The sequence below is a fragment of the Cypionkella sp. genome, from assembly GCF_030652235.1.
Lineage (GTDB): Bacteria > Pseudomonadota > Alphaproteobacteria > Rhodobacterales > Rhodobacteraceae > Cypionkella.
Map to the genome: position 1 here is coordinate 24859 of NZ_JAUSBA010000044.1, position 25255 is coordinate 50113.

Genomic DNA, 25255 nt, shown 5'->3' on the forward strand with positions numbered 1-25255 from the left:
CGATAACATAGCGCAAGGTCAAACCGAAAGGTATCCCGCCGTATACCGCCAAAACAGCGGCCCGTTGCGAAACGCTGCGAAAAGGGGCACCTTGAGGCAGGCCCTACAGCCCCCTTTTGATGTGACACAGGAGCTTTTCATGAACTTCGACCAATTCCTTGGCAGCGGTGCGGTGTTTGCCGCCATCGCGCTGTTTATCATCGTCGCCCTGTTCAAAGCCGTTCGGATCGTGCCACAAAGCGATAAATACGTCGTCGAACGGCTGGGCCGCTTGCGCTCGGTTCTGGGGCCAGGCATCAACTTTACCGTCCCGTTTCTCGACCGGGTGGCGCATAAGGTTTCGATCCTAGAACGTCAGTTGCCCACCGCGCATCAAGACGCCATCACCACCGATAACGTGCTGGTCAAGGTCGAAACCAGCGTGTTCTACCGGGTGATCTCGCCAGAAAAAACCGTCTACCGCATTAAGGATGTGGATAGCGCCATTGCCACCACCGTAGCCGGGATCGTGCGTTCGGAAATCGGCAAGATGGAGCTGGATCAGGTGCAATCCAACCGCAACGAGTTGACCGCAAACATCCGAGAGCATGTGCGTGCGATGGTGGAAGACTGGGGTATCGAAGTGACCCGCGCCGAGATCCTCGACGTGTCACTGGATGAAGCCACCCGCCACGCCATGATGCAACAGTTGAACGCCGAGCGCGCACGTCGGGCGCAAGTGACCGAGGCAGAGGGCAAAAAGCGCGCGGTAGAACTGAACGCCGATGCCGAACTTTACGCAGCCGAACAAGGTGCCAAGGCCCGCCGCGTTTTGGCCGATGCCGAAGCCTATGCAACCGAAGTGATCGCGGGCGCGATCAAGGAAAACGGCATCGAGGCCGCGCAATATCAGGTGGCTTTGAAGCAGGTTGAGGCGCTGACAACCGTGGGCCAAGGTGCGGGCAAGCAGATGATCATCGTACCCGCCCAGGCATTGGATGCCTTTGGCGATGCGTTCAAGATGTTGAAAGGGCGTTTATAAATGTGGACAGTCTGGTGGGTTTGGATCGCAGGTGGCTTTGCTTTGGGCGTGGCCGAGGTGCTGCTGCCGGGCTTTATCTTCCTCGGCTTCGCGGCAGGCGCGGTGCTGACCGGGGTACTGTTGGGCATCGGCCTGTCGGTCAGCCTGCCGCTGACATTGCTGATCTTCGCCCTGCTCTCGCTGGCGTCTTGGATCGCCCTGCGCGCGACGGTTGGAGTGAAGAAGGGTCAGGTCAAACTGTGGGACAAAGACATCAATGACAACTGACGCGCGCTGATGGATTTTGTCGGCGCAAAGGTGGCGCTGCTGTGCGGTGACGCCTTGCTGACCTATCTGCGCGATGACAAGCTCGGCCTGCCGTGGCCTGCAACGTGGGATCTTCCCGGTGGCGGACGTGAGGGGGATGAGACGGCTGAGACCTGCCTGCTGCGTGAGTTGCACGAGGAGTTCGGGCTTATGCTGCCGCCCGAACGGCTGATCTGGCGCAGGATTTGGCCCAGCATGATGGACGCCAGCCGTGCCTCGGTATTCTTCGCAGGCCGGATCACGCCGGATGAAATCGGTGCCATCTGTTTTGGCAACGAAGGCCAATATTGGCAGATGATGCCGGTGGCCGACTACCTGAACCACCCAAAAGCCATCCCGGAATTGCAGCGCCGCGTCGCCGTGGCGCTGTGCGATCTATAGCCGACCTTGCAGGCCGCCATCACCGCCATGTTCAGAATAGGCCCGATCACCATCGCCCCGGCCATTTCGTGCATCAGCTTGACCGAGATCGACGCCGAATGTCGCGCGGGCACCACCAGAATATTCGCCGAGCCTGACAAGCAGCAGAACGGACATTGCGCCATCACCCCCACCGCACCATCCGAGGCTTTGGCGTCAAACACCGGATTGAACAGGCTCTGCACATCGCCATGGCCGTTTTGCAGCATCAAGGCCGAGAACACATGCCGATCCCGGCTGGCCAAACGGGGCACTTCATGGCGGTCAAAGCCTTCGCACTGCGGGCGGGTGTGCAGAAAATCCGTACGAGCTTCGAGATACCGGGAATGGGCAGCGAAGACGATTTCCAACGCGCGCACCGCATCGCGTGGGCTACTTCCGGGGTGATTTCCGGGTCCGGATTCTCTATAACAAAGATTACCGGATTAACGCCGATCGCCTGCCCGGCACCGCTACGCCGGGCGAATAGGCGAGGCTGAGGTCGCGCAGCGTCGCAATCGGAGTCGCGGCGATGACCTCACATCTGCCGGGGCGCGGCTCTAATCGTACGCAACCGCGTCTTTCGGCGTGATTTTTCTCTCTGGTCATCAGGGGGCCGTGCAATTTGTCTGCAAGTCTGTCGGTGATGACGAGGCGACACCCGCACGCTTAGAGCCTTTCCGTCACCCCCCGGGTTTTGTAGGATGAAGTGCGATCAGGGGGATGAATGTGGCCGACGACACCGTAACGCCGATGATGGCGCAATATCTAGAGATCAAAGCGCAAAACCCCGGCGCTTTGCTGTTCTACCGTCTGGGCGATTTCTACGAGATGTTCTTTGAGGATGCCGTGGCTGCTGCCGAGGCCCTGGACATCACTTTGACCCAACGCGGCTTTCACAATGGCAAACCGATTGCGTTGTGCGGCGTGCCCTATCATGCCGCCGAGGGCTATCTGCTGACGCTGATCCGCAAGGGTTTTCGGGTGGCGATTGCCGAGCAGATGGAAGACCCAGCCGAGGCAAAAAAGCGCGGCGCAAAATCGGTGGTGAAGCGCGACGTGGTGCGGCTGGTAACGCCGGGCACGTTAACGGAAGATTCGCTGCTGGAAGCCCGTCGGCACAATTATCTGGTCGCCTTCGCCGAGGTGCGCGAGGAAAGCGCGCTGGCTTGGGTCGATATCTCAACCGGCGAATTGCGCGTGATGCCCTGCCCAGAAGTGCGGCTTGGCCCGGAACTGGCGCGGTTGGCCCCGCGTGAGGTACTGGTGTCTGAAGCGCGCGAGCGCGATCTGGCCTTAATAGTAACTGAATCAGGGGCGGCGCTTACTGCTTTGTCACGTGGCAGCTTCGATTCCACCAGCTCGGAACAACGGCTGTGCAAACTGTGGAACGTCGGATCCCTCGATGCGTTCGGCGCGTTCGGACGGGCCGAGGTTTCCGCAATCGGCGCGCTGGTCGATTACCTCGACCTTACCCAACGTGGCAAACTGCCGCTGCTGCGCCCGCCCGTGCGCGAAAATGCCAATGGCGCGATGCAAATCGATGCCTCGACCCGGCGCAATCTGGAACTCACCCAAGCCTTGTCGGGTGGGCGCGGCGGCTCGTTGCTCGCCGCTGTGGATCGCACCGCCACGGCCGCGGGCGGGCGGCTGTTGGAGCGCCGCATTTCCAGCCCCTCGCGCGACTTGGGCGTGATCCATCAACGGCTGGAATCGGTGCGGTTTCTGCTGGACCAGAGCCGTTTGCGCGAAGACCTGCGCACCGATCTGCGCCGGGTGCCCGATATCGACCGCGCGCTGTCACGACTGGCACTGGAGCGTGGTGGGCCACGGGATCTGGCCGCGATCCGCGCTGGATTGACGCAAGCGGAAAGCATCGCGGCCCGGATGGTTGAGGGGCCGCTGTTGCTAACGCAGGCCGCAAAAGCTTTGGTCGGGCATGGCGCGCTGATCGACCTGCTGGACGAAGCTCTGGTCGCAGAGCCGCCATTGATGGCGCGCGATGGCGGTTATATCGCGGCAGGGTTTAATGCTGATCTCGATGAAACCCGCCGTCTGCGCGATGAGGGACGCGGCGTGATTGCGCAGATGCAGGCCGCGTATATCGCGTTGTCTGGCGTGCAAAGCTTGAAGATCAAGCACAACAACGTGCTGGGTTATTTTATTGAGACGACTGCTCTGCATGCTGAAAAGATGTTCGCAGCGCCACTGTCGGAAACCTTTATCCACCGCCAAACCACCGCCAATCAGGTGCGCTTCACCACCCTGCCGCTGAATGAGATCGAGACGAAGATTCTCAACGCCGGCAATCGCGCTCTGGAGATCGAAAAGCGTCACTACGAGGCGCTTAGAGCCGCAATTCTGGATCAATCTGGCCCGATTGGCGCGACAGCGCGCGGGCTGGCCGAGATTGATCTCAGCGGCGCTTTTGCCGATCTCGCCGCCGCCGAAAACTGGGCCGAACCGCGTGTCGACGATAGCCATGCCTTCACAGTGACAGGCGGGCGGCACCCTGTGGTCGAACGCGCCCTGCGCAGGCAAAACGGCGGGGCGTTTGTCGCCAATGACTGCGCTTTGACGGAAGCCGCAACGCCGGCTATTTGGCTTTTGACTGGGCCGAATATGGCGGGTAAATCGACCTTCCTGCGGCAGAACGCTTTGATCGCTTTGCTTGCACAGGCGGGCAGCTTTGTGCCTGCGACGGCGGCGCATATTGGGCTGGTCAGCCAGTTGTTCAGCCGGGTGGGGGCTTCGGACGATCTGGCGCGTGGACGATCAACCTTCATGGTCGAAATGGTCGAAACCGCAGCGATTTTGAACCAAGCCGATGATCGGGCTTTGGTTATTTTGGATGAAATCGGACGCGGCACGGCAACCTATGACGGGCTGTCGATCGCTTGGGCGACGATGGAGCATCTGCACGAAACCAACCGCTGCCGCGCTTTGTTCGCCACACATTATCATGAGATGACGGCGCTTTCCGGCAAACTCGCCGGGGTGGAGAATGCCACTGTCACCGTGAAGGAATGGGACGGCGAGGTGATTTTTCTGCACGAGGTCAAGAAAGGTGCGGCGGATCGCTCTTACGGGGTGCAAGTGGCACGGTTGGCAGGGCTGCCTGCCACGGTGATTGAGCGAGCAAAGGTGGTGCTGGAGGCGCTGGAGTCGGGCGAGCGCGAAGGTGGGTCACGGCAAAAGACGCTGATAGATGATCTGCCGCTGTTCCGCGCGATGCCCGCACCTGCGCCCAAAGCGGCGGCGAAGGCTTCAAAGGTAGAGACTGCGCTGAAAGACGTGCTGCCGGATGAGTTGACGCCAATTCAGGCGTTGCGGCTGGTTTATGCGTTGAAAGAGATGCTGACAACTTAAGGATAGCGCGCCGCGTCCTGTGAAATATCCCCGAGGGAGGTCCGGAGGGTGAGGAGCCCTCCGGGATATGCCACGCAATCAGCCTTGGGTATTTGAAGAAACGCCGACCTGCGCCGGACGCAGCAGGCGGTCATGCAGCATGAAACCGACACCGAGCACTTGAATGATTTGGCCAGCTTTGGTGCCGGGCAGCGGGGCTTCAAACATCGCTTGGTGCTGCTGGGGATCGAAAACTGCGCCAATTTCCGGATTGATCTCATCAACGCCGTGCTTTTTCAGCACATTGGTCAACTCGCGCATTGTAAGTTCTAGCCCTTCGATCAGGGCGGGCGCCTGCGTGCGGGTTTCCTCGGATGCCGCGTCAAGCGCGCGCTTCAGGTTGTCGTAGACCGGCAACATGTCGCGAGCGAGTTTCGAGCCGCCGTATTGCTCGGCCTCACGGCGATCCCGCTCACCGCGTTTGCGGGCATTTTCGGCGTCCGCCAGCGCGCGCATAAAGCGGTCGCGCATGTCGTCGCGCTCGGCGCGCAGCGCATCGAGTTCTTCGGCTGCAACGAAATCTTCGAGCCCTTCAAGATCGCCAGTCTCTGGTGCGGTGTTTTCCTGCGCCATCATCGTCTTCCTTACATGCGTTTCGTCTTTGAGCACGCCTTAACCCGAACCGCGTTCGGACAAAAGCCTGCCGACCAGTTGGGCGGTGTAATCGACAATCGGAACAATCCGGCCATAATTTAGCCGGGTCGGTCCGATCACGCCCACCGCGCCAATGATCTTGCGATCAGCGTTCATATAGGGAGAGACCACCAGAGAGGAACCCGAAAGTGAAAAGAGTTTGTTCTCGGAGCCAATAAAAATGCGCACACCTTCACCAGTTTCGGCCAATTCAAGGAAATCGGCGATATCGCGCTTACGCTCTAGGTCATCGAACAGCACGCGGATGCGGTCGATGTCTTGGGATTCGGCAGAGCTTTCGATCAAGTTGGAACGGCCACGGACGATCAGGCGCTCGGAATGCTCGTCGGAATTATCCCAAAGGGCAATGCCGCTTTCCACCAGGGCGCGGGCGAGCGAATCAATTTCCTGTCGGCGTTTGGCGATATCTTGGCCAATGCTGCGGCGGAGTTCCGAGAGGGTTTTGCCCTCGGCCAACGCGTTGAGAAAATTCGCGGCCTCACGCATTGACGACGGAGTTTGGCCGGGGGGCGGAGTGAAGACGCGGTTTTCGACATGGCCGTTGGCGAAGACCAGCACCACCAGGGCGCGTTCGGCGGCAAGGCTGACGAATTCGATATGGCGGATTGGCGCCTCGGCTTTCGGGGCCAGCACCACCGAGGCCCCCTTGGTGATCCCGGACAGCGTGCCGCCGATATGGTCAAGCAGGCTAGTGATGTCAGGCTCGTTGCTGGCGGAGGCGGTGTCGATCAGTTGGCGGTCTTCCGCAGCCAGCGTGCCGACTTCCAACAGTCCATCGACGAACATCCGTAAGCCCAGCTGGGTCGGGATGCGGCCTGCCGAAATATGCGGGCTGTCGAGCAGGCCGAGGAACTCAAGATCCTGCATGACGTTGCGGATCGTGGCGGCAGACAGCCGCTCGGTCATGCTGCGGGTCAGGGTGCGCGAGCCGACCGGATCGCCGGAGGCGAGGTAGCCTTCGACGACGCGGCGAAACACCTCGCGCGAGCGCTCGTTCATCTCGGTAAGGATTTTGTTGCCGTCGGTCATCTTGCGGTTCTCAATGGGGCCATCACGAGGGCCCGTTCAATAGGGAGGCCCATCCATTAAGGAGGCTCTGGCACGAACGTCAATGAGGGTTGCATCGGGAGGGGGCGCGGGACTATCTGGAGCAAAGCGAAAAAGGATGATGCGATGCGCCCCTCTGGTCGGAAATTAAACGAAATGCGCCCTGTTTCGATGGAAATTGGCGTGATGAAGCATGCGGAAGGCTCTTGCCTGATCAAGATGGGCGAGACGCATGTTTTGTGTTCGGCTACCATCGAGGATAAGGCGCCGCCGTTTTTGAAGAACACCGGTTTGGGCTGGGTGACGGCAGAATACGGCATGTTGCCGCGTGCGACCAATTCGCGGATGCGGCGGGAAGCAGCGACGGGCAAGCAATCCGGAAGAACACAGGAAATTCAGCGTCTTATCGGGCGGGCATTGCGGGCCGGGGTGGATCGCTCGGCTTTGGGCGAACGGCAGATTGTGATTGATTGCGATGTTATTCAAGCCGATGGCGGCACGCGTTGCGCGTCAATCACCGGTGGTTGGGTGGCGTTGCGGTTGGCGATGAATAGGTTGCTGAAGACCGGGGTGATAGTCAGCGATCCGATGATGGATCATGTCGCGGCGGTGTCTTGCGGGATTTATGCTGGACAGCCTGTGTTGGATCTGGATTATCCTGAGGATTCTGCAGCGGGTACAGATGGCAATTTCATCCTGACCGGGCGTGGCCGGATGATCGAGGTGCAGATGTCGGCGGAGGGCGCGACGTTCTCGCGCGACGAGATGGGCGAGTTGCTGGATCTGGCTGAAGCCGGGGTTGCCAGGCTGGTTGCCGCGCAGAGGGCGGCTTTGGGGATCGCGTGATGCGGAAGTTTTCGGGCAATCGGCTGCTGGTTGCGACGCACAATCGCGGCAAGCTGGAAGAAATCGCTAAGCTGTTGGAGGATTTTGAGATTTCTGTGGTCTCAGCCGGTGATCTGGGTCTGCCGGAGCCGGTTGAGACCGAGGACAGCTTTGTCGGCAATGCCCGGATCAAGGCGCATGCGGCGGCGCAGGCCACCGGATTACCCGCGCTTTCCGATGACTCTGGCATCACGATTGAGGCTTTGGATGGCGCTCCGGGAGTCTATACTGCGGACTGGGCAGAGACGCCGACCGGGCGAGACTTTGTGATGGCGATGACGAAAACCTGGGACAAGCTGGAGGCGATTGCGGCGCCAGAGCCTCGGCTGGCGCAGTTTCGCTGCACTTTGGTCTTGGCTTGGCCGGATGGCCATGATGAGGTGTTTGAAGGGGTGATGGCGGGGCAGATTGTTTGGCCGATGCGCGGCGATCAGGGCCATGGCTATGATCCGATTTTCCAACCTTTGGGCAGTGATTTGACCTTTGGTGAGATGGATCGCTGGCAGAAAAACCGGATCAGTCACCGCGCTGATGCGTTCCGCAAACTTGTAGAAGGATGTTTCACGTGAAACAAATTTCCACCGGATCGCCGTTTGAGGCGACAATGGGCTATAGCCGCGCCATCGTCAAAGGCGGCTGGTGTTTCGTATCAGGCGTCACGGGCTATGATTATGCGACGATGCAGATGCCGGATGAGATTGCCGATCAGGCGCGAAATTGTTTTGCCACCATCGCTGGGGTTTTGACCGAGGCTGGGTTCGAGATGTCTGATATTGTGCGGGTGCAGTATACCGTGGTTGCCCCTGAACTGGTGGAAGCCCTGGTGCCGGTGCTGGGTGCGACTTTGGGGCAGATCCGGCCCGCCGCGACCATGGTGATTGCCGGGTTGATCCGGCCCGAGATGAAGGTCGAAATCGAAGTCACGGCATTTAAGGGCTAGCGATGGAAGACTGGCAGCATGGCGGTTTTGGCCTGTATCTACATTGGCCCTATTGCGAGTCAAAATGCCCCTATTGCGATTTCAACAGCCATGTCGCCAGTCATATTGACCAGAAGCAATGGCAACACGCGTATCTGTCAGAGATTGATCGGCTGGGGCAAGAAACCCACGGCCGGATTCTAAATTCGGTGTTCTTCGGAGGTGGCACGCCGTCCCTGATGGAGCCAGAGCTGGTTGCCGCAATCATTGAGCGCATCCGGGCAACCTGGCCAATGTCCAACGATCCAGAAATCACCCTGGAAGCCAACCCTGGTTCTGTCGAGGCCGGACGTTTTCACGGCTTTCAGCAGGCTGGGGTGACGCGGGTTTCGATGGGGATGCAGGCGATGAACGATGAGGATTTGCGCCGTCTGGGACGCAAGCACAGTGCAGAGGAAGCGCGAAAAGCCTTTGAAATCGCACGAAATTGCTTTGATCGCGTCAGCTTCGATCTGATCTATGCGCGGCAGGATCAAAGCCTTGCTACCTGGCGAGATGAGTTGGGCAAGGCGCTGGAACTTGCGATTGACCACCTGTCGCTGTACCAGCTGACCATTGAAGATGGCACCGCCTTTGCGGACCGCTTTGCTAAAGGAGGCCTGCGCGGCTTGCCAAGCGAGGATCTTGCGGCTGATATGTTTGAGCTGACGCAAGAGCTCTGCGACAAGGCCGGGTTGCCTGCATATGAAGTGTCAAACCACGCCAAAAGCGGCTGCGAATCGCGCCACAACCTGATTTATTGGCGTGGTGGTGACTATGTTGGCATTGGCCCCGGCGCGCATGGGCGCCTCACGCTGCTGGGGACAAGATGGGCAACGGAGGCACTGAAATCTCCGGTACTTTGGTTGGGTATGGTTCAATCCGGCAAGGTCCCCGAACTGCCACGCAGCGCCCTGACGGCAGAAGAACACAGCTTGGAATATCTGCTGATGTCTTTGCGTCTTAGCGAAGGGCTAGATCTGGCACGCTACCAGACTGTTTCTGGCACAGCACTAAACGCTCAGAAAATCCGCGAATTGTCCAATATTGGGATGGTTGAAATTAGAGGTGACCGACTGCGCACAACGCCAAATGGTCGCATGGTGTTGAACGCCGTCCTGCGCGATCTGGCAACCGCCTAAGCGAAAGAAGCGCTAAAACTCCGCATCGCGCGGAATCACCGACAGCACCCTGCACAGCAGATCAAGCTGGTCAAGCGAGCGGTAGCTGATCGTCAGCTTGCCGCCTTCGCCGCCCGGAAAATGGTCGATTTGGACCGACATATGCAGATTTGCCGAAAGATCAGATTCCAGTGCGCGCGTATCCGCATCTTTCTCCCTGCGCGGCCGCAGCGAGCGCCTCTTGGCCGGGTCGATAGCGGATTTTCGCACCAGTTCCTCGGTATCGCGCACCGAAAGACCGCGCCCAACCACCTGCAGCGCAAGCTCCGTTGCATTGCCCGTGGTGATTAACGCCCGTGCGTGTCCGGCCGACAAGGTGCCAGATTTGACCATCTGTTGCACATCGTCCGGCAACGCCAGCAAACGCAGCAAATTAGCGATATGACTGCGGCTGCGCGACAGAGCTTCGGCGATCTTTTCTTGGGTATGGCCAAACCGATCCATCAACTGACGATAGGCGAGCGCCTCTTCGATCGAATTCAGCTCGGCGCGTTGGATGTTTTCAATGATTGCGATCTCAAGCACTTCCGAATCACTGAACTCGCGCACAATCACCGGCAGTTCATGCAGTTGCGCGATCTGCGCCGCCCGCCACCGTCGTTCGCCCGCTACGATTTCGTAAAGATCCTGATTGGGCTTCTTGCGTACGATCAGTGGCTGAATCACGCCCTTTTGACGCAGAGAATCCGCGAGATCCCTCAAGGCCTCTGGCTGAAAATCGCGCCGTGGCTGATCAGGGTTCGGCACAATTTTTTCGACAGGCAACATCAACTCGGAGCGCCGAGTTTCGGACACAGCAGAGGGCGCCTCAAGGTTCACGTCCGCCATCAGCGCCGAAAGTCCGCGGCCCAGGCCGCGCCGGTCGAACTTCTTTTCCATCAGACGATCTCCTCTTTGAACCGATTACGCGTCGGATGCCGCAACAAAATCTCAGTTGCAAGAGCACGATAAGCTTCTGAGCCTTTCGACGCACTGTCATAGCTCAGAACAGGCTGCGCATAAGACGGCGCTTCGCTAAGCCGCACATTGCGTGGAATCATGGTTTTGAACACCAAATCCCCTAGGGTCGAGCGCGCATCCTGTTCAACCTGCTGTGAAAGTCGGTTTCGGCCATCGACCATCGTCAGCACCACGCCTTCAATGCGCAGCCCCGGATTGGCGCTGCGCCGTACTTCGCGAATCGTCAGCATCAGTTGCGATAGGCCCTCAAGCGCGAAAAACTCGGCCTGTAGCGGCACCAGTACAGCATGACTCGCCACCATTGCATTGATGGTCAGTAGACTCAAAGAAGGGGGGCAATCAATCAAAATGAAGTCAAGATCCAGCGTTTCAACCCGTGGTTCGCGCAGTGAATCGTGCAGCAAAAAGCTGCGCTTTTCATTGGAGACAAGTTGAATATCGGCGGAAGACAGGTCTGCACTTGACGGGCAAAGCAACAAGCCCGCGAATTCGGTGCCAACCACCGCCTCAACAAGCGGGGTCTCATCCAACAGTAAGTCATAGGTGGTCTTTTTGCGCTCTGTCGGTGCGAAGCCAAGGCCGGTCGAAGCATTGCCCTGCGGATCCAAATCCACCAATAGCACACGCGCGCCCCGCTCGACTAAAGCAGCCGCAAGGTTGATCGCGGTGGTCGTCTTTCCCACTCCACCTTTTTGATTGGCGATCGAGAGGATGCGTGGTCCTTCCGCACCGATGAGGTCATGCACGCTGAATGCCCCTCACTGCAAGAACAACCGCTTCAGAGTCGGTATGGCTTTGCATAGCATCACAGTTGAACCGCCACAGCTTCTGCGCAGCCTCGATTTCGCGCGTTGCAGCGGCACCCTTTGGAAAAATGGCGACGCCTTGCGGTTTCAAATGCCGATATGCGTAACCACACAAAGTAGACAATGGTGCCAATGCCCGCGCAGTAAGGACATCAACATTCTGTGGCGCAAGATCTTCGATACGCAGCGTTTTAACGCTAACAGAAATATCCAAGAGACGTGAGGCTTCGGACAGAAACACTGATTTCCGACGATCTGATTCCACCAGAATCATCCGCGTCTCTGGCTGCAATTCCTTCGCAAGTATGGCCAGCACAATGCCCGGAAACCCGCCGCCGCTGCCCAGATCGCACCAGAGGCCAGCTGCAGATGGCATTTTTCGAATAATCTGTGCAGAATCAATAATATGTCTGTCCCAAATTTCAGAAATTCCTGATTTTGAGATTAGATTTATGGCTGGATTCCATTTTTCTACCAACGCGCAGTAGGCAAAAAGCCGCTCCAATGTTTCACGTGAAACATTCAGCCAAGCAGGGACCTCAACCTCATCACGGTTCATTACGAGGCGACCTCTCGACGGGCCTTGCGGATGTGCGCCAAGATAAGCGTCAACGCGGCCGGGGTCATTCCCTCAATTCGCGCCGCTTGCGCCAAGTTGGCCGGTCGCACATGCGACAGTTTTGCGCCCAATTCAGTTGAGAGACCGGGCAGGCCAATGAACACGAACCCATTTGGAATTTCGGCCGATTCTTCGCGCTTCAGCGCGGAAATCTCATGCTTTTGCCGCTCGACATACTGCGCATATAGCGCGTCCGTCGCGGTCTGTTGCTGAATCTCCAGGGCAAACTCGGCAAACTCTGGCACCAACGCGGCGATTTGCGCCACAGTCACATCCGGCAATGCCATCAGCGCCTGCGCAGTGCGTCGGGTGCCGTCCTGACTTACAGAAATCCCTGCCTTGTTAAGCTCAGTGGGTGAGAATGCTCTTTGTTGCAACACATCCGCCGCCGCCGTGAGACTGTCGCACTTGCGTAAAAATATCGCTTTGCGCTCATCCCGAACACAGCCTAACGCAAGCCCTATCGGTGTCAGCCGCTGGTCCGCATTGTCCGCCCGTAACGTCAAGCGATACTCTGCCCGCGAGGTAAACATACGATAAGGCTCCGTTACGCCCCGCGTGGTTAAATCATCAACCATAACCCCGATATAGCTTTCCGAACGGCTGAAATGCACCGGAGCTTTTTCTTGCGCCAAGGCCGCCGCGTTCAAGCCAGCCAATAAGCCCTGCGCCGCAGCCTCCTCATATCCAGTCGTCCCATTGATCTGACCCGCCAGAAACAACCCCTGCATTGCTTTCAACTGCAGCGACAAGTCAAGCGCACGGGGATCAAAGTAATCATATTCAATGGCATAGCCCGGTTGCGTGATCCGCACGTTCTCAAGCCCAAGGATAGAGCGAACATAAGCCTCTTGCACCTCTTGTGGCAATGAGGTCGAAATTCCGTTTGGGTAGACAGTGGTATCGTCCAGCCCCTCAGGTTCCAAAAACACCTGATGCGAGGTCTTATCGGCGAATCGCACGATCTTATCCTCGATCGACGGACAATAGCGCGGCCCAATCCCTTCGATATGGCCACCATACATCGCAGAGCGGCTCAGATTTTGCCGCACAATCGCATGGGTTTTCTCATTGGTATGGGTTATTCCGCAAGAAATCTGCCGCACCTGCGGCAACTTGTTCAGGAAAGAAAATACAACCGGATCTTCGTCGCCGGGTTGGGTTTCCAACATATCCCAGTTTATCGTGCTGCCGTCCAGACGCGGCGGGGTGCCGGTTTTCAAGCGCCCGCGCGCCAGCCCAAGCTCTGCCAGTTGTTCGGCCAACAACACAGAAGGCCGATCACCGACCCGACCACCGGGCCGCCGCTGATCGCCAATATGAATAACGCCATTCAGGAATGTACCCACCGTCAACACCACGGCATCAGCCGATAAATCAACCAAATCCGCCAAGGTAACTCCAGTCACCCTGCCATTTTCCTGTTTCAGCGCAATGACTTCAGCTTGCAGGATCGTCAGGTTTTCCTCAGCGCTCAGCAAATCCAGAACAGCGGTCCGATACAGCTTTCGATCGGCCTGCGCCCGTGGGCCCTGCACCGCCGGACCCTTACGCCGATTAAGCAAGCGATACTGAATCGCCGCACGATCCGCTGCCAGGCCCATGATGCCGTCCATCGCGTCGATTTCTCGCACCAGATGGCCCTTGCCCAAGCCTCCGATCGCCGGATTACATGACATCACTCCAATGGCATCCCGGCGCAAAGATATCAACGCCGTCCGCGCGCCCATCCGTGCCGAAGCCGCCGCAGCTTCCGCGCCAGCATGGCCCCCGCCAATAACAATCACCTCAAAATGTTTCACGTGAAACAACCTCATTTTCCGATGCAGAAGCTAGAGAATATCTCATCGAGCAGATTCTCAACATCAATTCTTCCCACCATGACTTCCAAAGAACGCATCGACGCGCGCAAATCCGCCGCAACCAACTCTGGCAAATTCTGTGCTTGCCCCATCCTGTCGCGTGCTGATTCCAGTCCAGTCACCGCAACCTGCATCGCGATACGCTGCCGCTCACGGATCAGCAAGCCCGCTGACGCCGCGCGCCCTGACAAACACGTTGCAATCTCAGCTATAAGCCTGTCCATCCCGGCCCCCGTCTTGCCTGAAACCGCCCAAGAATCCGCCAATGCCGCGCCATCGCGCGTGTCTGCCTTGCCCAAAAACACAAGATCATCGACCTCGGGCAACAACATCAGCACCTCATCAGGGTCCGCTTGCAAGAAAATCCTCAAATCAGCCTGACGTGCGCGCTCCAGCGCCCGCTTCACGCCAATCCGCTCAACCACATCCACCGAATCACGCAAGCCGGCAGTGTCCAGCAATGTCACCGACAGCCCCGAAATATCCATGCGAACCTCAATCACATCCCGAGTCGTCCCCGCAACTTCCGAGGTGATCGCCGCCTCCCGCCCCGCCAGCGCATTGAGCAGCGTCGATTTCCCGGCATTCGGTGCCCCAACAATTGCCACCTCAAAACCGTGCCTGATCCGCTCCGCAGCCCGCGCACCATCCAGCTCACCGCGCAACTGGACCAACAGACCCTCAATCAGAGCCTGAACCTCAGGGCTGACATCCAGCGGCACATCTTCATCAGCAAAATCAATCGTCGCCTCGATCAAAGCCGCCGCCCGCACCAGATCCAGCCGCCAAGCCTCCACCCGGCGCCCCAAAGCTCCCGACAACACCCGCAACGCTTGCTTGCGCTGTGCTTCGGTCTCGGCATCAATCAGATCGGCAAGCCCCTCCACCTGCGTCAGATCAAGCCGCCCATTCTCCAGCGCCCGGCGCGTAAACTCCCCCGCCTCGGCCATCCGCAACCCGTCTGTCGCCGCCAGTGCCTGCAACACCCGCGCCACCACCGCGGTGCTGCCATGCAGTTGCAACTCGGCGCTGGCTTCACCCGTAAAACTTGCCCCCGCCGCAAACAACAGCACCAAGGCTTCGTCCAATACCTCGCCCTGCCAGATCAGACGCCGCAATCCGGCTTGGCGGAGCGGCGGCAACGCACAGAACTCGGCCACCGCATCGTGCGCCGCAGGCCCAGAGATCCGAATTACCGCAACGCCTGCCTTACCCCGCGCAGAGGCGAGGGCAAAAATCGTATCCATAGCCAAGCCTTTGATTAAAGCGTGTCAGGTCTTTATAGAGATGTTCTTATCGAAAAACGCGTTCGAGCGCATGCAAGAGACAGCGATTTTCGATTCAATCCGAACCCGACGCGCTCTAGATGCGCAAGTTATGCGTTCATCGACTCGAAAAACTCACCGTTGCTCTTGGTTTGTTTCAGCTTCGAGATTAAGAATTCGATGGCGTCCGTGGTGCCCATTGGGTTCAGAATCCGCCGCAACACATAGGTTTTCTGCAGATCGATCTTCTCGACCAGCAGTTCTTCCTTCCGCGTGCCGGATTTCAGAATATCAATCGCCGGGAACACCCGCTTGTCGGCAACCTTACGGTCCAACACAATCTCGCTGTTGCCGGTGCCTTTGAATTCTTCAAAGATCACCTCATCCATCCGGCTGCCGGTATCAATCAAGGCGGTTGCAATGATGGTCAGTGACCCGCCTTCTTCGATATTGCGCGCAGCACCAAAGAACCGCTTTGGCCGCTGCAGCGCATTGGCATCCACACCACCGGTCAACACCTTACCCGAGGACGGCACCACAGTGTTGAACGCCCGACCCAATCGCGTGATCGAATCAAGCAAAATCACCACATCGCGCTTATGCTCAACCAGCCGCTTGGCCTTCTCGATCACCATCTCCGCCACCGCCACATGCCGCGTCGCCGGTTCGTCGAAGGTCGAGGACACCACCTCGCCCTTCACCGAACGCTGCATATCGGTGACTTCCTCGGGCCGCTCATCAATCAGCAGCACGATCAGATAACATTCCGGATGATTGGTGGCGATCGAATGGGCAATATTCTGCAGCAACACCGTCTTACCAGTCCGCGGCGGCGCCACGATCAGCGCACGCTGGCCCTTACCGATCGGGCAAACCAGGTCAATAATCCGCGCCGAACGATCTTTGATCGTCGGATCTTCAACTTCCATCTTTAACCGCTCATCCGGGTAAAGCGGCGTCAGGTTGTCGAAGTGAACCTTGTGACGCGCCTTTTCGGGATCGTCAAAATTGATCCGGGTGACCTTGGTCAGACAAAAATATTTCTCATTTTCCTTCGGCGCCGCCATGGTTCCTTCGATCGTATCACCCGTTCGTAGGCTGAACTGCCGCAGAATATCCGGCGAGACATAGATATCATCCGGACCAGGCAGATAATTCGCAGATGGCGAGCGCAGAAAGCCAAAGCCATCCTGCAACACTTCCAACACGCCATCCCCGCCAATTTCCCAACCTTCTTCCGCATGTTCTTTCAGGATCGAGAACATCATCTCGCCCTTGCGCATGGAGGGCGCGTTTTCAATCTCCCATTCCTCCGCCATCGCCAGCAGCTCTGCCGGGGTCTTGGCTTTCAGATCAGCAAGATTCAAATGCTCAACAGTCATGTGGAATTCACCTTAGGCGCGCGGCCCCACGCTTAGGCCAGCAGCAGCAATGTCAATGGAAAGCGGAATAGCCGAATGGCCGCGCTAAGTTCCACCTAAGACCAGCCTGCGCCCAAGTCAAGGATTTCAGATTGGGGATTTCAGAACTTCACGATCACCGAGATCACGATAATAATCATAAGCAGCGTCGGCACCTCATTCATCATGCGGTACTGTCGACCCGTGACGCTGTTGGTGCCTCCGACAAAATCTTTCCGCTGCTGCCCCAGCCAATGGTGAAACAGCGACATGGCAATCACGCAAAACGCCTTGGTCCAAGGCCAAACTTCCGTCCAATCGACAATCCCCGGTGTGCACACCAACGCCAGACCAAATACCCAAGTCGCCACAGACGCCGGATTGATGATCGCCTTCAGCAACCGCCGCTCCATCACCTGAAACATCGCGTCGGTGGCAGATCCTGCCTCAACTTGCTCCACATGATACACAAACAGCCTTGGCAGGTAGAACAACCCCGCCATCCAAGCGATCACCGCCATCACATGCAATGCCTTGATCCAAGGATAATACGTCGCCAGAAAGTCGCCCACAGGTCCACCTCGTTTCTTAGCTTCTTCTTAAAGTATAGATTCTAGAAAGAAAGATGTTGTTGTAGGGGGAGTGGATAACAGAATTTCACGCGTTCTCCCGTCAGATATCCCCAAGGTGCGGGCTGTGCATAACTTAAGTACGATTTTTTGGATTTAAATTTAAACTTTTAAAATCAATAATTTACACGATATTCTTGCGGCACAGAGTGCTCCACAGCCTCTGGATACATGCCTCGCACACAGCCTAGCTCTTATGTCATCCCCATGTGGGCAAACCCGCCGAGCCTTGCCTCTGCGCTTGACAAAACTCCTCCCATCCCGCCTTTTCGGCGCTAAATCGGGCTTACCCCCAAATCCACCTGCCGGAACAAACCCAGCTTATCCACAAGGCCGCCCCCATCATGCGCCCGTTGCTTTTAGCCTCTGCATCGCCGATCCGCTTGCAGCTTTTACGCAACGCTGGGCTTGAGGTCACAGCGCAACCTGCCCGGATTGACGAAGACGCCATCCGCCAAGGCCTTCAAGCCGATGCCGCCTCACCCCGCGATATCGCCGATGCGCTTGCTGAAATGAAAGCCCGCAAACTGGCCGAGAAGAATATCGACGCGCTTGTCCTAGGCTGCGATCAGATCCTCGCCTTCAAAGGCCGGGTCTTTGGCAAGCCCGAAACCCCGGACGAGGCCCGCAGTCAACTGAGCGAATTTCGCGGCCAAACCCACCAACTGATCTCAGCTTTGGTGCTTTATGACGGTGGAAAGCCGATTTGGCGGCATATGTCTGAGGCAAAACTTACGATGCGTCCGCTCTCCGACAGCTATCTTGACGATTACATCTCCCGCAACTGGCAGTCCTTGCGCGAATCCGTTGGCGGCTACAAACTCGAAGAAGAAGGCATCCGGCTGTTCTTCACCATCGAGGGCGATTACTTCAGCATTCTCGGCCTGCCCATTCTCCCCTTACTTGGCTATTTAGGCACCAGAGGCTTCATCCCAACATGACCGACCTACCCCGCATCCCACTTGCCGGCGTCATCGGCCACCCGATTGCGCACAGCCGCTCGCCCACGCTGCACGGCTTCTGGTTGAAGCGCTATGGCATCAAAGGCCATTATATCCCGATGGATGTGGCGCCACAGGATCTGCGGCAAGTGCTTGAAATCTTGCCAAAACTTGGCTTCGTCGGCGTCAATGTGACCATTCCCCACAAGGAAGCGGTCCTGAAAATTGTCGATGTTGTGACCGACCGTGCCGCCCTTATTGGTGCTGCCAACACGCTGATATTTCGCAAGGATGGTCGGATTCACGCCGATAACACCGATGGCGCGGGCTTCATCGCTAACCTGCGGCAAAACGCGCCGCACTGGAACCCCGCCGCTGGCCCCGCCGCCGTGTTTGGGGCCGGGGGCGCCGCCCGCGCCATAGTCGCCGCGTTGATCGAGGTCGGTGTGCCAGAGATTCGCATCGCCAACCGCACTCAGCCTCGGGCTCAGGCTCTGCGCGCAGATTTTGGTGCAAAACTGCAGATCTACGATTGGGTGCAGGCCCCAAATATGTTGGAAGGTGCTGCCACCGTCATAAATACGACCTCGCTCGGCATGGCTGGAAAATCGGATTTTCGGGTGCCGCTGGATGGGCTTGAACGCGATGCGCTTGTTACTGATCTTGTCTACAACCCATTGAAGACGCACTTCCTTCTCGAAGCAGAAGCCAGGGGCTGCACGGCGGTCGATGGCCTCGGCATGTTGCTCCACCAAGCCGCCCCTGGCTTTGAACGCTGGTTCGACCAACGGCCCGAAGTGGACGAAGCCACCCGCCAAGCCGTGCTATCAGCATGACCTACCGCCTTGGCCTCACCGGCTCAATCGGCATGGGTAAGTCCACCACAGCCGCAATGTTCGCCGCAGCGGGCCTGCCGGTTTGGGATGCCGATACGGCCGTCCACCGCCTCTACGCAGCCGGCGGCCTCGCCGTCACTCCAATCCGCGAAATCTGCCCTGAAGCTACGGCAAGTGGAAATGTTTCACGTGAAACATTGAAACGCTCGATTGCAGACGATCCCAGCCTGCTGGCCAAACTCGAAGCCATCACCCACCCGCTTGTCGCCGCCGATCGCGCTGCCTTCCTCGCGCAAACCAGCACCGACATTGCCGTCCTCGACATCCCGCTGCTGTTCGAGAAATCCAGCCAACACGAATTCCACGCCACCCTCCTCGTCACCGCTCCGCCTGACCTGCAACGTCAACGTGTTTTGCAACGACCCGGTATGACTGAACAGCACTTCCAAACTCTGCTCAGCCGCCAAATGCCCGACGCTCAAAAACGCAGCTTAGCCACCCATATCGTTGAAACGCTGGATCTTTTCGCCACCGAGGCCTATGTTAAATCCTTGATCGCCCATATCCGAGCCCGCCATGCGTGAGATCGTCCTCGACACCGAAACCACTGGTTTTGAACCCTCCGAAGGCGATCGAATCGTCGAAATCGGTGCAGTCGAACTGTTCAACCACCTGCCCACGGGCAAAACCTACCACCAATATATCAACCCCGAACGCCTGATGCCGAAAGCCGCCTTCGACGTCCACGGCCTCGGCGACGATTTTCTGCGCGACAAACCCGTGTTCAAACTTATCGCGCAAGACTTTCTCGATTTCATCGGCGACGCCCAACTGATCATCCACAACGCCAGTTTTGACATGAAATTTCTCAACGCCGAATTAACAGCTGTCAAACGGCCAATCCTGCCGATGACCCGCGCCACCGACACTCTGATGATGGCCCGCCGTAAATTTCCCGGCTCTCCCGCCACGCTAGACGCGCTGTGCCGCCGCTTCGGGGTCGACAATTCGGCCCGCGAAAAGCACGGCGCTCTGCTCGATTCCGAAATCTTGGCCGAGGTCTACCTTGAACTTGTCGGCGGCAGGCAACCGGATTTCGGGCTCAATCCTGCGACGCAGACCGCCTCTGGCCCCGCGAAAACCCTCTCGGATTGGCGCCCACGCCCACGTCCGAATCCGCTGCCGCCGCGCTTGACCGAGCCAGAATCCGCCGCGCATACCGCCTTCGTCGATAAAATGGGCGCGGGTGCGATCTGGAAAAAGCGGCTCTAACACCGCATCACTCGCAAATCGGCGTACGCAACCGACACCGCCCATCCCAAAAAGGCCCCCATGAAAACCATCTTTGTCACTGGCTCCGCAGGCTTCATTGGCTATCACCTCTGCAAACACCTCTTGGCCGAGGGCTTTCGTGTCGCAGGCTACGATGGCATGACCGATTACTACGATGTGACCCTGAAACAGCGCCGCCTCGCCATGCTGCTGCAAAACCCCAACTTCACCAATTCCGAGGCGCTTCTGGAAGACCAAACTGCCCTCGAAGCCGCGATGCGCGCCGCGGGTCCGCAAGTCATCATCCACCTCGCCGCCCAAGCCGGGGTGCGCTACTCGCTTGAAAACCCACGCGCGTATCTGAATGCCAACCTCGTCGGCGGCTTCAACGTCCTCGATCTCGCCCGTGAACTCAACGTTGAGCATCTGCTGATGGCCTCCACCTCCTCGGTCTACGGCGCCAACACCGAAATGCCGTTCCTTGAGACCCACAAGACGGAAACCCCACTCACCTTCTACGCCGCGACCAAAAAAGCCAATGAGGCGATGGCACATTCCTACGCCCATATCTACGGCCTGCCCGTCACGATGTTCCGCTTTTTCACCGTCTATGGGCCTTGGGGCCGCCCCGACATGGCGCCCTATAAATTCACCAAAGGCATCCTTGAAGGCACGCCGATCGATATCTACAACAACGGCGAGATGTGGCGCGACTTCACATATGTCGACGACCTTGTGCGCGGCATCCGTCTGCTGGTCGACGCCGTCCCACAACGCCCGGCCACCGCCGCAGACATCCCGCTTGGCGACAGCCTCTCCCCCGCCGCCGCCTACCGAGTCGTCAACATCGGCAATTCCGACAAGGTCAAACTGTTGGATTTCATCGAAGCCATCGAAGACGCCACCGGCTGCAAAGCCATCCGCAACTACATGCCGATGCAAACCGGCGATATCGTAGCCACTTGGGCCGACGCCAACCTGTTAAAAACCCTCACTAACTATCAACCGCAAACCAACGTCCGCGATGGCATGGCAAACTTCGTCACCTGGTATCGCGACTACTACCAGATCTGAAACGCAAAAGGCCGACCCCGCAAGGTCGGCCCCCCGAACGCTACCGCCCTAAACTCAGTTCGCAACCGGCGCAGGCTGCGCCCGCCGTGCAATTTCCTGCCGATACAAAGCCAGAAAATCCACCGTGTCGATGTTCAGCGGCGGGAAGCCGCCATCGCGCGTCACATCCGAGATGATCCGCCGCACGAACGGAAACAGCAGCCGCGGACATTCGATCATCAGGAACGGATGCAACTGTTCTTCCGGTACGCCCTCAACGTGAAAAATCCCGCCGTAATCGACCTCCAACAAGAACAGCGTGTCGCCATTCACCTTGTTCTTCGAGGTCACCTTGAACTTCGTCACAATGTCAAACTGGTGGTCTTGCGAGCGCTTCCGCGCATCCAAACTCACCTGAACCTGAATATCCGGCTGAACTTCCGAAGCCGTCAGGCCCTTCTGCGCCACCATGTTTTCAAATGACATATCCCGCACAAACTGCGCCAGAACCGACATCTTGATCTGCGGCGTGCCGCCATTTTCCTCGGCCATAAGCCCCACTCCCTGAAAAATCCTGCATACCCCTAGCAGGTCATCTCAAAGGCCTCAATCCTCACGCCACTTCGAAGGTCGCGTCACCCCACCAATCTTGTCGCGCTCTGGCACCACTTCCTCATATTCCGCATCAACCCAATCTGCCTGACCGTGCCGCGCAAAGCCATGCGCCTGCACACGCGACGCCAGCAGCGCAATCAACGCCGTCCGCACAAACGGCAGCAACAACACCAACCCGAGAAAATCGGTGAAAAACCCCGGCAGGATCAGCAATATCCCGCTCAGCATGATCAGCGCACTATGCGCCATCGGCTGCAACGCAACGATACCGCCGCCGCCGCGCACTTCGCGCAACGCCCCCATGCCCTGCCAGCGGATCAACCCGACCCCCAGCGTCGCGCTCAAAACCACCCAAGCCAGCGTCGTCCACAGCCCCAACCCGCCGCCAACAACCACAAACAGCCCAATTTCCAGCATTGGCCATGCCAAAATCAGCGCAAAAATCCACATCTCAAGCACCCTCCGTGCATTCTGACGGCCAAACCATAGACTTGGACGCCCTCAGCCCCTACATAAGGGTCCAACGCCCGGATCACCAACCCCTCGGGCCCCGTTTTGAGGCGCTTATGAATTCCTCCTTGATTCAACTGCTCGTTCTGGCTGGGATCGCTGTATTCCTGATCCTGAAACTACGTTCGGTGCTTGGCAGCCGTGAAGGCTTTGAAAAGCCCGCGCTGCCCGCCGATGACAATCGTCCGCGGCCGAAACTGGTGCAGCCTGCCGCTGAAGACGGCACCGATCTCGACATCACCGATCACGCGCCCGCAGGCAGCCCCGCCGCCCTCGCCCTTGCCGCGATGAAAGTGGCCGAACCAGACTTCTCTGTCGGTGAATTTCTCCATGGCGCGCGCGGCGCATACGAGATGATTCTGATGGCGTTTGAGCGTGGCGATATCGACCCGGTTCGCCCCTTCCTCGCTGATGAGGTTGAGGCATCCTTCACCCAAGCCATCAATGCCCGCGAACGCGATGGCCAAACGGTAGAGGCCAACTTCCTCGGCCTGCGCGAAATGACTTTGTCCGACGCCGAATACGATCCCACCACCCGCACCGCCGAAATCACCCTGCGCTATACCGGCGAGCTGACCTCACTGGTGCGCAACAAAGCCGGCGAGATCATCGAGGGCTCTGCCACCGAGGTCAAACGCCAGCGCGACAGCTGGACCTTCGCCCGCCGCATGGGCGTGCAAGACCCGAACTGGCAACTCGTCGGCACCAGCGATTGAAGCGTGTTGCGTTCCATTTCAATCAAATCCTTGCTTGCGCAGCCGAGGCAGCGATTGCTCTGCAAGCGCGTTCGGCTGCGCAAGCAAGGTCAAATTGACGCAACGCGCTCTTGGCGGATGCGTGCTGTTCTCGCCTCCTGCCTTCTTTCCCTTACGATGACAGCCACGCCCGCCCCGGCGCAAATGCTGGCCTTTGAGGCGCTTGAGGGCTGGTCTGGGGACAATCACCTCGCCGCCCTCACCGCGTTCCAAGAGACCTGCGATATACTTGATGCCCCCGATTGGCGGCCGATTTGCCACCTCGCCGCCGTTGCGGGCAGTTCCGACGCCTCCGCCAAAGCGTTTTTCGAGCTGATGTTCAAACCCGTGCTGATCGGCCAACCCCCTGCGCTGTTCACCGGCTATTACGAGCCCGAACTCAACGGCTCCTACACCCGCACCCCGCGCTTCGCCTACCCGATTTACGCCCGCCCGCCCGAGTTGCAAGACGGTCAAGCTTACTACGACCGGGCCACCATTGAAAGCGGCGCACTCCGGGGCCGTGGCTTAGAGATCGCATGGCTCGAAGACCCGGTAGAGGTTTTCTTCCTGCAAATCCAAGGCTCTGGCCGGATCAAAATGACCAACGGCCATGTCATCCGTGTCGGCTACGCAGGCCGCAACGGCCACGCCTATCGCTCGGTCGGCAAGGAAATGATCGCGCGCGGCATGCGCACCCCCGATCAGGTTTCGGCGCAAGACATTAAACTCTATGTCCGCTCCAACCCCACCGCAGGCACCGCCCTGCTGTCGGTAAACCCGTCCTATATCTTTTTCCGCAAAATCGCCGACCTACCGTCTGACAAAGGCCCGATCGGTGCCATGGGCCGCAGCATCACCCCGATGCGCTCCGTCGCCATCGACCCTGCCTTTACCCCGCTTGGCGTCCCGGTCTGGATTGAGAAATCCGGCGATAATCCCATTCACAGCCTGATGATCGCCCAAGACACCGGCGGTGCCATCAAAGGCCCCCAGCGCGCCGATATCTTCTTCGGCACGGGCGACGGCGCGGGCGATGCCGCTGGCACGATCAAAGACAGCGGCCGCATGATCCTGCTGCTGCCCATTGACCGTGCTTATGCCATGCTGCCGGAAGGCTAGGAACTTGTCGCGTTTCACATTCAAACACGTAGTCAATCCAAGCGCCGAGCCAGCGTTTGACCTTCAAACGCGTTCGGCGCTTCGATCGCATGCTCTTCAGCGCGACACGCTCTAATGCGCCGCCGCACTCTGCACCCCGATGAGCAAGAAATTTGGCAAGCCGTCGCCCGCACCGCCAAGCCGATGCACCCGATGGGCCACGTTTTCCTGAAACCCGCCGAGCCGAAACCAAAACCGACGCAAACCGCAGCCCCGGCGATGCCGCGCCTGCCCCTGTTCCGCTTGGGCGAAAAATCGCGCAGCAAACCCGGTCACGACATTCTGCCCTCCCTCGCAGAAAGCCTCACCGCAGCTCCCTTACAGATGGATGCCAAAACCCACGGCAAAATGACCCGTGGCAAACTGTCGCCCGAGGCCCGTATCGACCTGCACGGCATGACGCTTTCTGAAGCCCACCCCGAACTGATCCGTTTCATCCTCAACGCCCAATCCGCCGGGATGCGCTTGGTGCTGGTGATCACCGGAAAAGGCAAACGCGGCCATGACGTGGGCCCCATCCCGCAACGCATGGGCGCTCTGCGCCATCAAGTCCCACACTGGCTGCGTCTGCCACCCTTAGGTGCTGCGGTGCTGCAAATCTCGGAAGCCCACCTAAAACACGGTGGCTCTGGCGCGTATTACATCTATCTGCGCAGGCGCTAAAACGTTAACAAGCTGTTAAATCAGCTTCGTAACGCATTGATTTTAAATCATGTAGAATTGGTCCCAACGC

Annotated in this window: 27 protein-coding genes and 1 pseudogene; 16 read left to right on the forward strand and 12 right to left on the reverse strand. The window is 58.4% G+C overall.

Annotation, left to right across the window (positions count from 1 at the left end):
* Positions 1-139: 139 nt before the first annotated feature.
* From Q7V03_RS14940 to Q7V03_RS14950, 3 genes are read left to right on the forward strand one after another with little or no spacing between them, the layout of a single operon-like run.
* The gene (locus Q7V03_RS14940; protein ID WP_304926393.1) at positions 140-1021 is read left to right on the forward strand and encodes an SPFH domain-containing protein; all 882 of its coding nucleotides are present in this window, start codon (positions 140-142) and stop codon (positions 1019-1021) included.
* Positions 1022-1288, forward strand: coding sequence for an NfeD family protein (locus Q7V03_RS14945; protein ID WP_304926394.1), 267 nt, complete (start codon positions 1022-1024; stop codon positions 1286-1288).
* A gap of 9 nt (positions 1289-1297) precedes the next feature.
* Positions 1298-1708: an NUDIX hydrolase gene (locus Q7V03_RS14950; RefSeq protein WP_304926395.1), complete on the forward strand. Its 411-nt coding sequence runs from the start codon at positions 1298-1300 to the stop codon at positions 1706-1708.
* Here the strand turns inward: Q7V03_RS14950 and Q7V03_RS14955 are convergent.
* Positions 1639-2112: pseudogene (locus Q7V03_RS14955) on the reverse strand (phosphate acyltransferase); the annotation flags it as partial. The gene Q7V03_RS14950 and the pseudogene Q7V03_RS14955 sit on opposite strands and share 70 nt — an antisense overlap.
* A gap of 337 nt (positions 2113-2449) precedes the next feature.
* Between Q7V03_RS14955 and mutS the strand changes: the two are divergent.
* Positions 2450-5095, forward strand: coding sequence for a DNA mismatch repair protein MutS (mutS, locus tag Q7V03_RS14960; protein ID WP_304926396.1), 2646 nt, complete (start codon positions 2450-2452; stop codon positions 5093-5095).
* 78 nt (positions 5096-5173) lie between these two features.
* Here the strand turns inward: mutS and Q7V03_RS14965 are convergent, their stop codons facing one another.
* Complete coding sequence (locus Q7V03_RS14965) at positions 5174-5707, reverse strand: nucleotide exchange factor GrpE (RefSeq protein WP_304926397.1); 534 nt, start codon at positions 5705-5707, stop codon at positions 5174-5176.
* A 39-nt stretch (positions 5708-5746) separates the two neighbouring features.
* Complete coding sequence (gene hrcA, locus Q7V03_RS14970; protein ID WP_304926398.1) at positions 5747-6817, reverse strand: heat-inducible transcriptional repressor HrcA; 1071 nt, start codon at positions 6815-6817, stop codon at positions 5747-5749.
* Between the two features lie 144 nt (positions 6818-6961).
* Between hrcA and rph the strand changes: the two genes are divergently transcribed.
* Genes rph through hemW form a run of 4 tightly spaced genes read left to right on the forward strand, consistent with a single transcriptional unit; the run spans position 6962 to position 9820 of the window.
* Positions 6962-7681, forward strand: coding sequence for a ribonuclease PH (rph, locus tag Q7V03_RS14975; RefSeq protein ID WP_304926399.1), 720 nt, complete (start codon positions 6962-6964; stop codon positions 7679-7681).
* Positions 7678-8289 carry an RdgB/HAM1 family non-canonical purine NTP pyrophosphatase gene (gene rdgB / locus Q7V03_RS14980; RefSeq protein ID WP_304926400.1) on the forward strand — a complete coding sequence of 204 codons (612 nt, stop codon included), beginning with the start codon at positions 7678-7680 and terminating at the stop codon, positions 8287-8289. The genes rph and rdgB overlap by 4 nt, the downstream gene beginning before the upstream one ends.
* Positions 8286-8660 carry a RidA family protein gene (locus tag Q7V03_RS14985; protein ID WP_304926401.1) on the forward strand — a complete coding sequence of 125 codons (375 nt, stop codon included), beginning with the start codon at positions 8286-8288 and terminating at the stop codon, positions 8658-8660. The genes rdgB and Q7V03_RS14985 overlap by 4 nt, the downstream gene beginning before the upstream one ends.
* Positions 8661-8662: 2 nt before the next feature.
* Complete coding sequence (gene hemW / locus Q7V03_RS14990) at positions 8663-9820, forward strand: radical SAM family heme chaperone HemW (RefSeq protein WP_304926402.1); 1158 nt, start codon at positions 8663-8665, stop codon at positions 9818-9820.
* Between the two features lie 12 nt (positions 9821-9832).
* Here the strand turns inward: hemW and Q7V03_RS14995 are convergent, their stop codons facing one another.
* The 7 genes from Q7V03_RS14995 to hemJ form a co-directional block, all read right to left on the reverse strand.
* Entirely contained in the window at positions 9833-10738 is a 906-nt protein-coding gene (locus Q7V03_RS14995; RefSeq protein WP_304926403.1) for a ParB/RepB/Spo0J family partition protein, read from the reverse strand.
* Positions 10738-11565 carry a ParA family protein gene (locus tag Q7V03_RS15000; RefSeq protein ID WP_304926404.1) on the reverse strand — a complete coding sequence of 276 codons (828 nt, stop codon included), beginning with the start codon at positions 11563-11565 and terminating at the stop codon, positions 10738-10740. Before Q7V03_RS15000 ends, Q7V03_RS14995 begins: the two co-directional genes overlap by 1 nt.
* Positions 11558-12184 (reverse strand): 16S rRNA (guanine(527)-N(7))-methyltransferase RsmG, encoded by a 627-nt coding sequence (gene rsmG, locus Q7V03_RS15005; RefSeq protein ID WP_304926405.1) that lies wholly within the window; start codon positions 12182-12184, stop codon positions 11558-11560. Before rsmG ends, Q7V03_RS15000 begins: the two co-directional genes overlap by 8 nt.
* On the reverse strand, positions 12184-14046 hold the full coding sequence (gene mnmG / locus Q7V03_RS15010) for a tRNA uridine-5-carboxymethylaminomethyl(34) synthesis enzyme MnmG (protein WP_304926406.1): 1863 nt from the start codon (positions 14044-14046) through the stop codon (positions 12184-12186). Before mnmG ends, rsmG begins: the two co-directional genes overlap by 1 nt.
* An 11-nt stretch (positions 14047-14057) precedes the next feature.
* Positions 14058-15353 carry a tRNA uridine-5-carboxymethylaminomethyl(34) synthesis GTPase MnmE gene (mnmE, locus tag Q7V03_RS15015; protein ID WP_304926407.1) on the reverse strand — a complete coding sequence of 432 codons (1296 nt, stop codon included), beginning with the start codon at positions 15351-15353 and terminating at the stop codon, positions 14058-14060.
* Between the two features lie 128 nt (positions 15354-15481).
* Positions 15482-16753: a transcription termination factor Rho gene (rho, locus tag Q7V03_RS15020; protein ID WP_304926408.1), complete on the reverse strand. Its 1272-nt coding sequence runs from the start codon at positions 16751-16753 to the stop codon at positions 15482-15484.
* Between the two features lie 140 nt (positions 16754-16893).
* Positions 16894-17343, reverse strand: coding sequence for a protoporphyrinogen oxidase HemJ (hemJ, locus tag Q7V03_RS15025; RefSeq protein ID WP_304926409.1), 450 nt, complete (start codon positions 17341-17343; stop codon positions 16894-16896).
* 401 nt (positions 17344-17744) lie between these two features.
* Here hemJ and Q7V03_RS15030 point away from each other — a divergent pair, with 401 nt between their 5' ends.
* From Q7V03_RS15030 to Q7V03_RS15050, 5 genes are read left to right on the forward strand one after another with little or no spacing between them, the layout of a single operon-like run.
* On the forward strand, positions 17745-18341 hold the full coding sequence (locus tag Q7V03_RS15030) for a nucleoside triphosphate pyrophosphatase (RefSeq protein ID WP_304926410.1): 597 nt from the start codon (positions 17745-17747) through the stop codon (positions 18339-18341).
* Positions 18338-19177, forward strand: coding sequence for a shikimate dehydrogenase (locus Q7V03_RS15035; protein WP_304926411.1), 840 nt, complete (start codon positions 18338-18340; stop codon positions 19175-19177). The genes Q7V03_RS15030 and Q7V03_RS15035 overlap by 4 nt, the downstream gene beginning before the upstream one ends.
* Entirely contained in the window at positions 19174-19761 is a 588-nt protein-coding gene (gene coaE / locus Q7V03_RS15040) for a dephospho-CoA kinase (protein ID WP_304926412.1), read from the forward strand. The genes Q7V03_RS15035 and coaE overlap by 4 nt, the downstream gene beginning before the upstream one ends.
* Positions 19754-20449, forward strand: coding sequence for a DNA polymerase III subunit epsilon (gene dnaQ, locus Q7V03_RS15045; protein ID WP_304926413.1), 696 nt, complete (start codon positions 19754-19756; stop codon positions 20447-20449). The genes coaE and dnaQ overlap by 8 nt, the downstream gene beginning before the upstream one ends.
* A gap of 60 nt (positions 20450-20509) precedes the next feature.
* Positions 20510-21523 carry an NAD-dependent epimerase/dehydratase family protein gene (locus Q7V03_RS15050; RefSeq protein ID WP_304926414.1) on the forward strand — a complete coding sequence of 338 codons (1014 nt, stop codon included), beginning with the start codon at positions 20510-20512 and terminating at the stop codon, positions 21521-21523.
* Between the two features lie 54 nt (positions 21524-21577).
* On the opposite strand, the gene secB is transcribed toward Q7V03_RS15050, so the two are convergent.
* Both secB and Q7V03_RS15060 read right to left on the reverse strand, forming a co-directional pair.
* Positions 21578-22054: a protein-export chaperone SecB gene (gene secB / locus Q7V03_RS15055; RefSeq protein ID WP_304926415.1), complete on the reverse strand. Its 477-nt coding sequence runs from the start codon at positions 22052-22054 to the stop codon at positions 21578-21580.
* Positions 22055-22108: 54 nt separating this feature from the next.
* A complete protein-coding gene (locus tag Q7V03_RS15060; RefSeq protein ID WP_304926416.1) occupies positions 22109-22567 on the reverse strand; it encodes an FxsA family protein in 459 nt (152 codons plus the stop codon).
* A 116-nt stretch (positions 22568-22683) separates the two neighbouring features.
* On the opposite strand from Q7V03_RS15060, the gene Q7V03_RS15065 reads away from it, so the two are divergent.
* The 3 genes from Q7V03_RS15065 (at position 22684) to Q7V03_RS15075 (ending at position 25185) form a co-directional block, all read left to right on the forward strand.
* Positions 22684-23343: a Tim44/TimA family putative adaptor protein gene (locus Q7V03_RS15065; protein WP_304926417.1), complete on the forward strand. Its 660-nt coding sequence runs from the start codon at positions 22684-22686 to the stop codon at positions 23341-23343.
* 117 nt (positions 23344-23460) lie between these two features.
* A complete protein-coding gene (locus tag Q7V03_RS15070; protein ID WP_304926418.1) occupies positions 23461-24483 on the forward strand; it encodes a murein transglycosylase A in 1023 nt (340 codons plus the stop codon).
* A 114-nt stretch (positions 24484-24597) separates the two neighbouring features.
* A complete protein-coding gene (locus Q7V03_RS15075; RefSeq protein WP_304926419.1) occupies positions 24598-25185 on the forward strand; it encodes a Smr/MutS family protein in 588 nt (195 codons plus the stop codon).
* Positions 25186-25255: the final 70 nt, after the last annotated feature.

Bases quoted from the DNA above. Each gene is read 5' to 3' on its own strand.
- Q7V03_RS14940 (WP_304926393.1), top strand. From the start codon at position 140: ATGAACTTCGACCAATTCCTTGGCAGCGGTGCGGTGTTTGCCGCCATC.
- Q7V03_RS14945 (WP_304926394.1), top strand. From the start codon at position 1,022: ATGTGGACAGTCTGGTGGGTTTGGATCGCAGGTGGCTTTGCTTTGGGC.
- Q7V03_RS14950 (WP_304926395.1), top strand. From the start codon at position 1,298: ATGGATTTTGTCGGCGCAAAGGTGGCGCTGCTGTGCGGTGACGCCTTG.
- mutS (WP_304926396.1), top strand. From the start codon at position 2,450: ATGAATGTGGCCGACGACACCGTAACGCCGATGATGGCGCAATATCTA.
- Q7V03_RS14965 (WP_304926397.1), bottom strand. From the start codon at position 5,707: ATGGCGCAGGAAAACACCGCACCAGAGACTGGCGATCTTGAAGGGCTC.
- hrcA (WP_304926398.1), bottom strand. From the start codon at position 6,817: ATGACCGACGGCAACAAAATCCTTACCGAGATGAACGAGCGCTCGCGC.
- rph (WP_304926399.1), top strand. From the start codon at position 6,962: ATGCGCCCCTCTGGTCGGAAATTAAACGAAATGCGCCCTGTTTCGATG.
- hemW (WP_304926402.1), top strand. From the start codon at position 8,663: ATGGAAGACTGGCAGCATGGCGGTTTTGGCCTGTATCTACATTGGCCC.
- Q7V03_RS14995 (WP_304926403.1), bottom strand. From the start codon at position 10,738: ATGGAAAAGAAGTTCGACCGGCGCGGCCTGGGCCGCGGACTTTCGGCG.
- rsmG (WP_304926405.1), bottom strand. From the start codon at position 12,184: ATGAACCGTGATGAGGTTGAGGTCCCTGCTTGGCTGAATGTTTCACGT.
- mnmE (WP_304926407.1), bottom strand. From the start codon at position 15,353: ATGGATACGATTTTTGCCCTCGCCTCTGCGCGGGGTAAGGCAGGCGTT.
- rho (WP_304926408.1), bottom strand. From the start codon at position 16,753: ATGACTGTTGAGCATTTGAATCTTGCTGATCTGAAAGCCAAGACCCCG.
- Q7V03_RS15030 (WP_304926410.1), top strand. From the start codon at position 17,745: ATGCGCCCGTTGCTTTTAGCCTCTGCATCGCCGATCCGCTTGCAGCTT.
- Q7V03_RS15035 (WP_304926411.1), top strand. From the start codon at position 18,338: ATGACCGACCTACCCCGCATCCCACTTGCCGGCGTCATCGGCCACCCG.
- coaE (WP_304926412.1), top strand. From the start codon at position 19,174: ATGACCTACCGCCTTGGCCTCACCGGCTCAATCGGCATGGGTAAGTCC.
- dnaQ (WP_304926413.1), top strand. From the start codon at position 19,754: ATGCGTGAGATCGTCCTCGACACCGAAACCACTGGTTTTGAACCCTCC.
- Q7V03_RS15050 (WP_304926414.1), top strand. From the start codon at position 20,510: ATGAAAACCATCTTTGTCACTGGCTCCGCAGGCTTCATTGGCTATCAC.
- secB (WP_304926415.1), bottom strand. From the start codon at position 22,054: ATGGCCGAGGAAAATGGCGGCACGCCGCAGATCAAGATGTCGGTTCTG.
- Q7V03_RS15060 (WP_304926416.1), bottom strand. From the start codon at position 22,567: ATGTGGATTTTTGCGCTGATTTTGGCATGGCCAATGCTGGAAATTGGG.
- Q7V03_RS15065 (WP_304926417.1), top strand. From the start codon at position 22,684: ATGAATTCCTCCTTGATTCAACTGCTCGTTCTGGCTGGGATCGCTGTA.
- Q7V03_RS15070 (WP_304926418.1), top strand. From the start codon at position 23,461: ATGCGTGCTGTTCTCGCCTCCTGCCTTCTTTCCCTTACGATGACAGCC.
- Q7V03_RS15075 (WP_304926419.1), top strand. From the start codon at position 24,598: ATGCGCCGCCGCACTCTGCACCCCGATGAGCAAGAAATTTGGCAAGCC.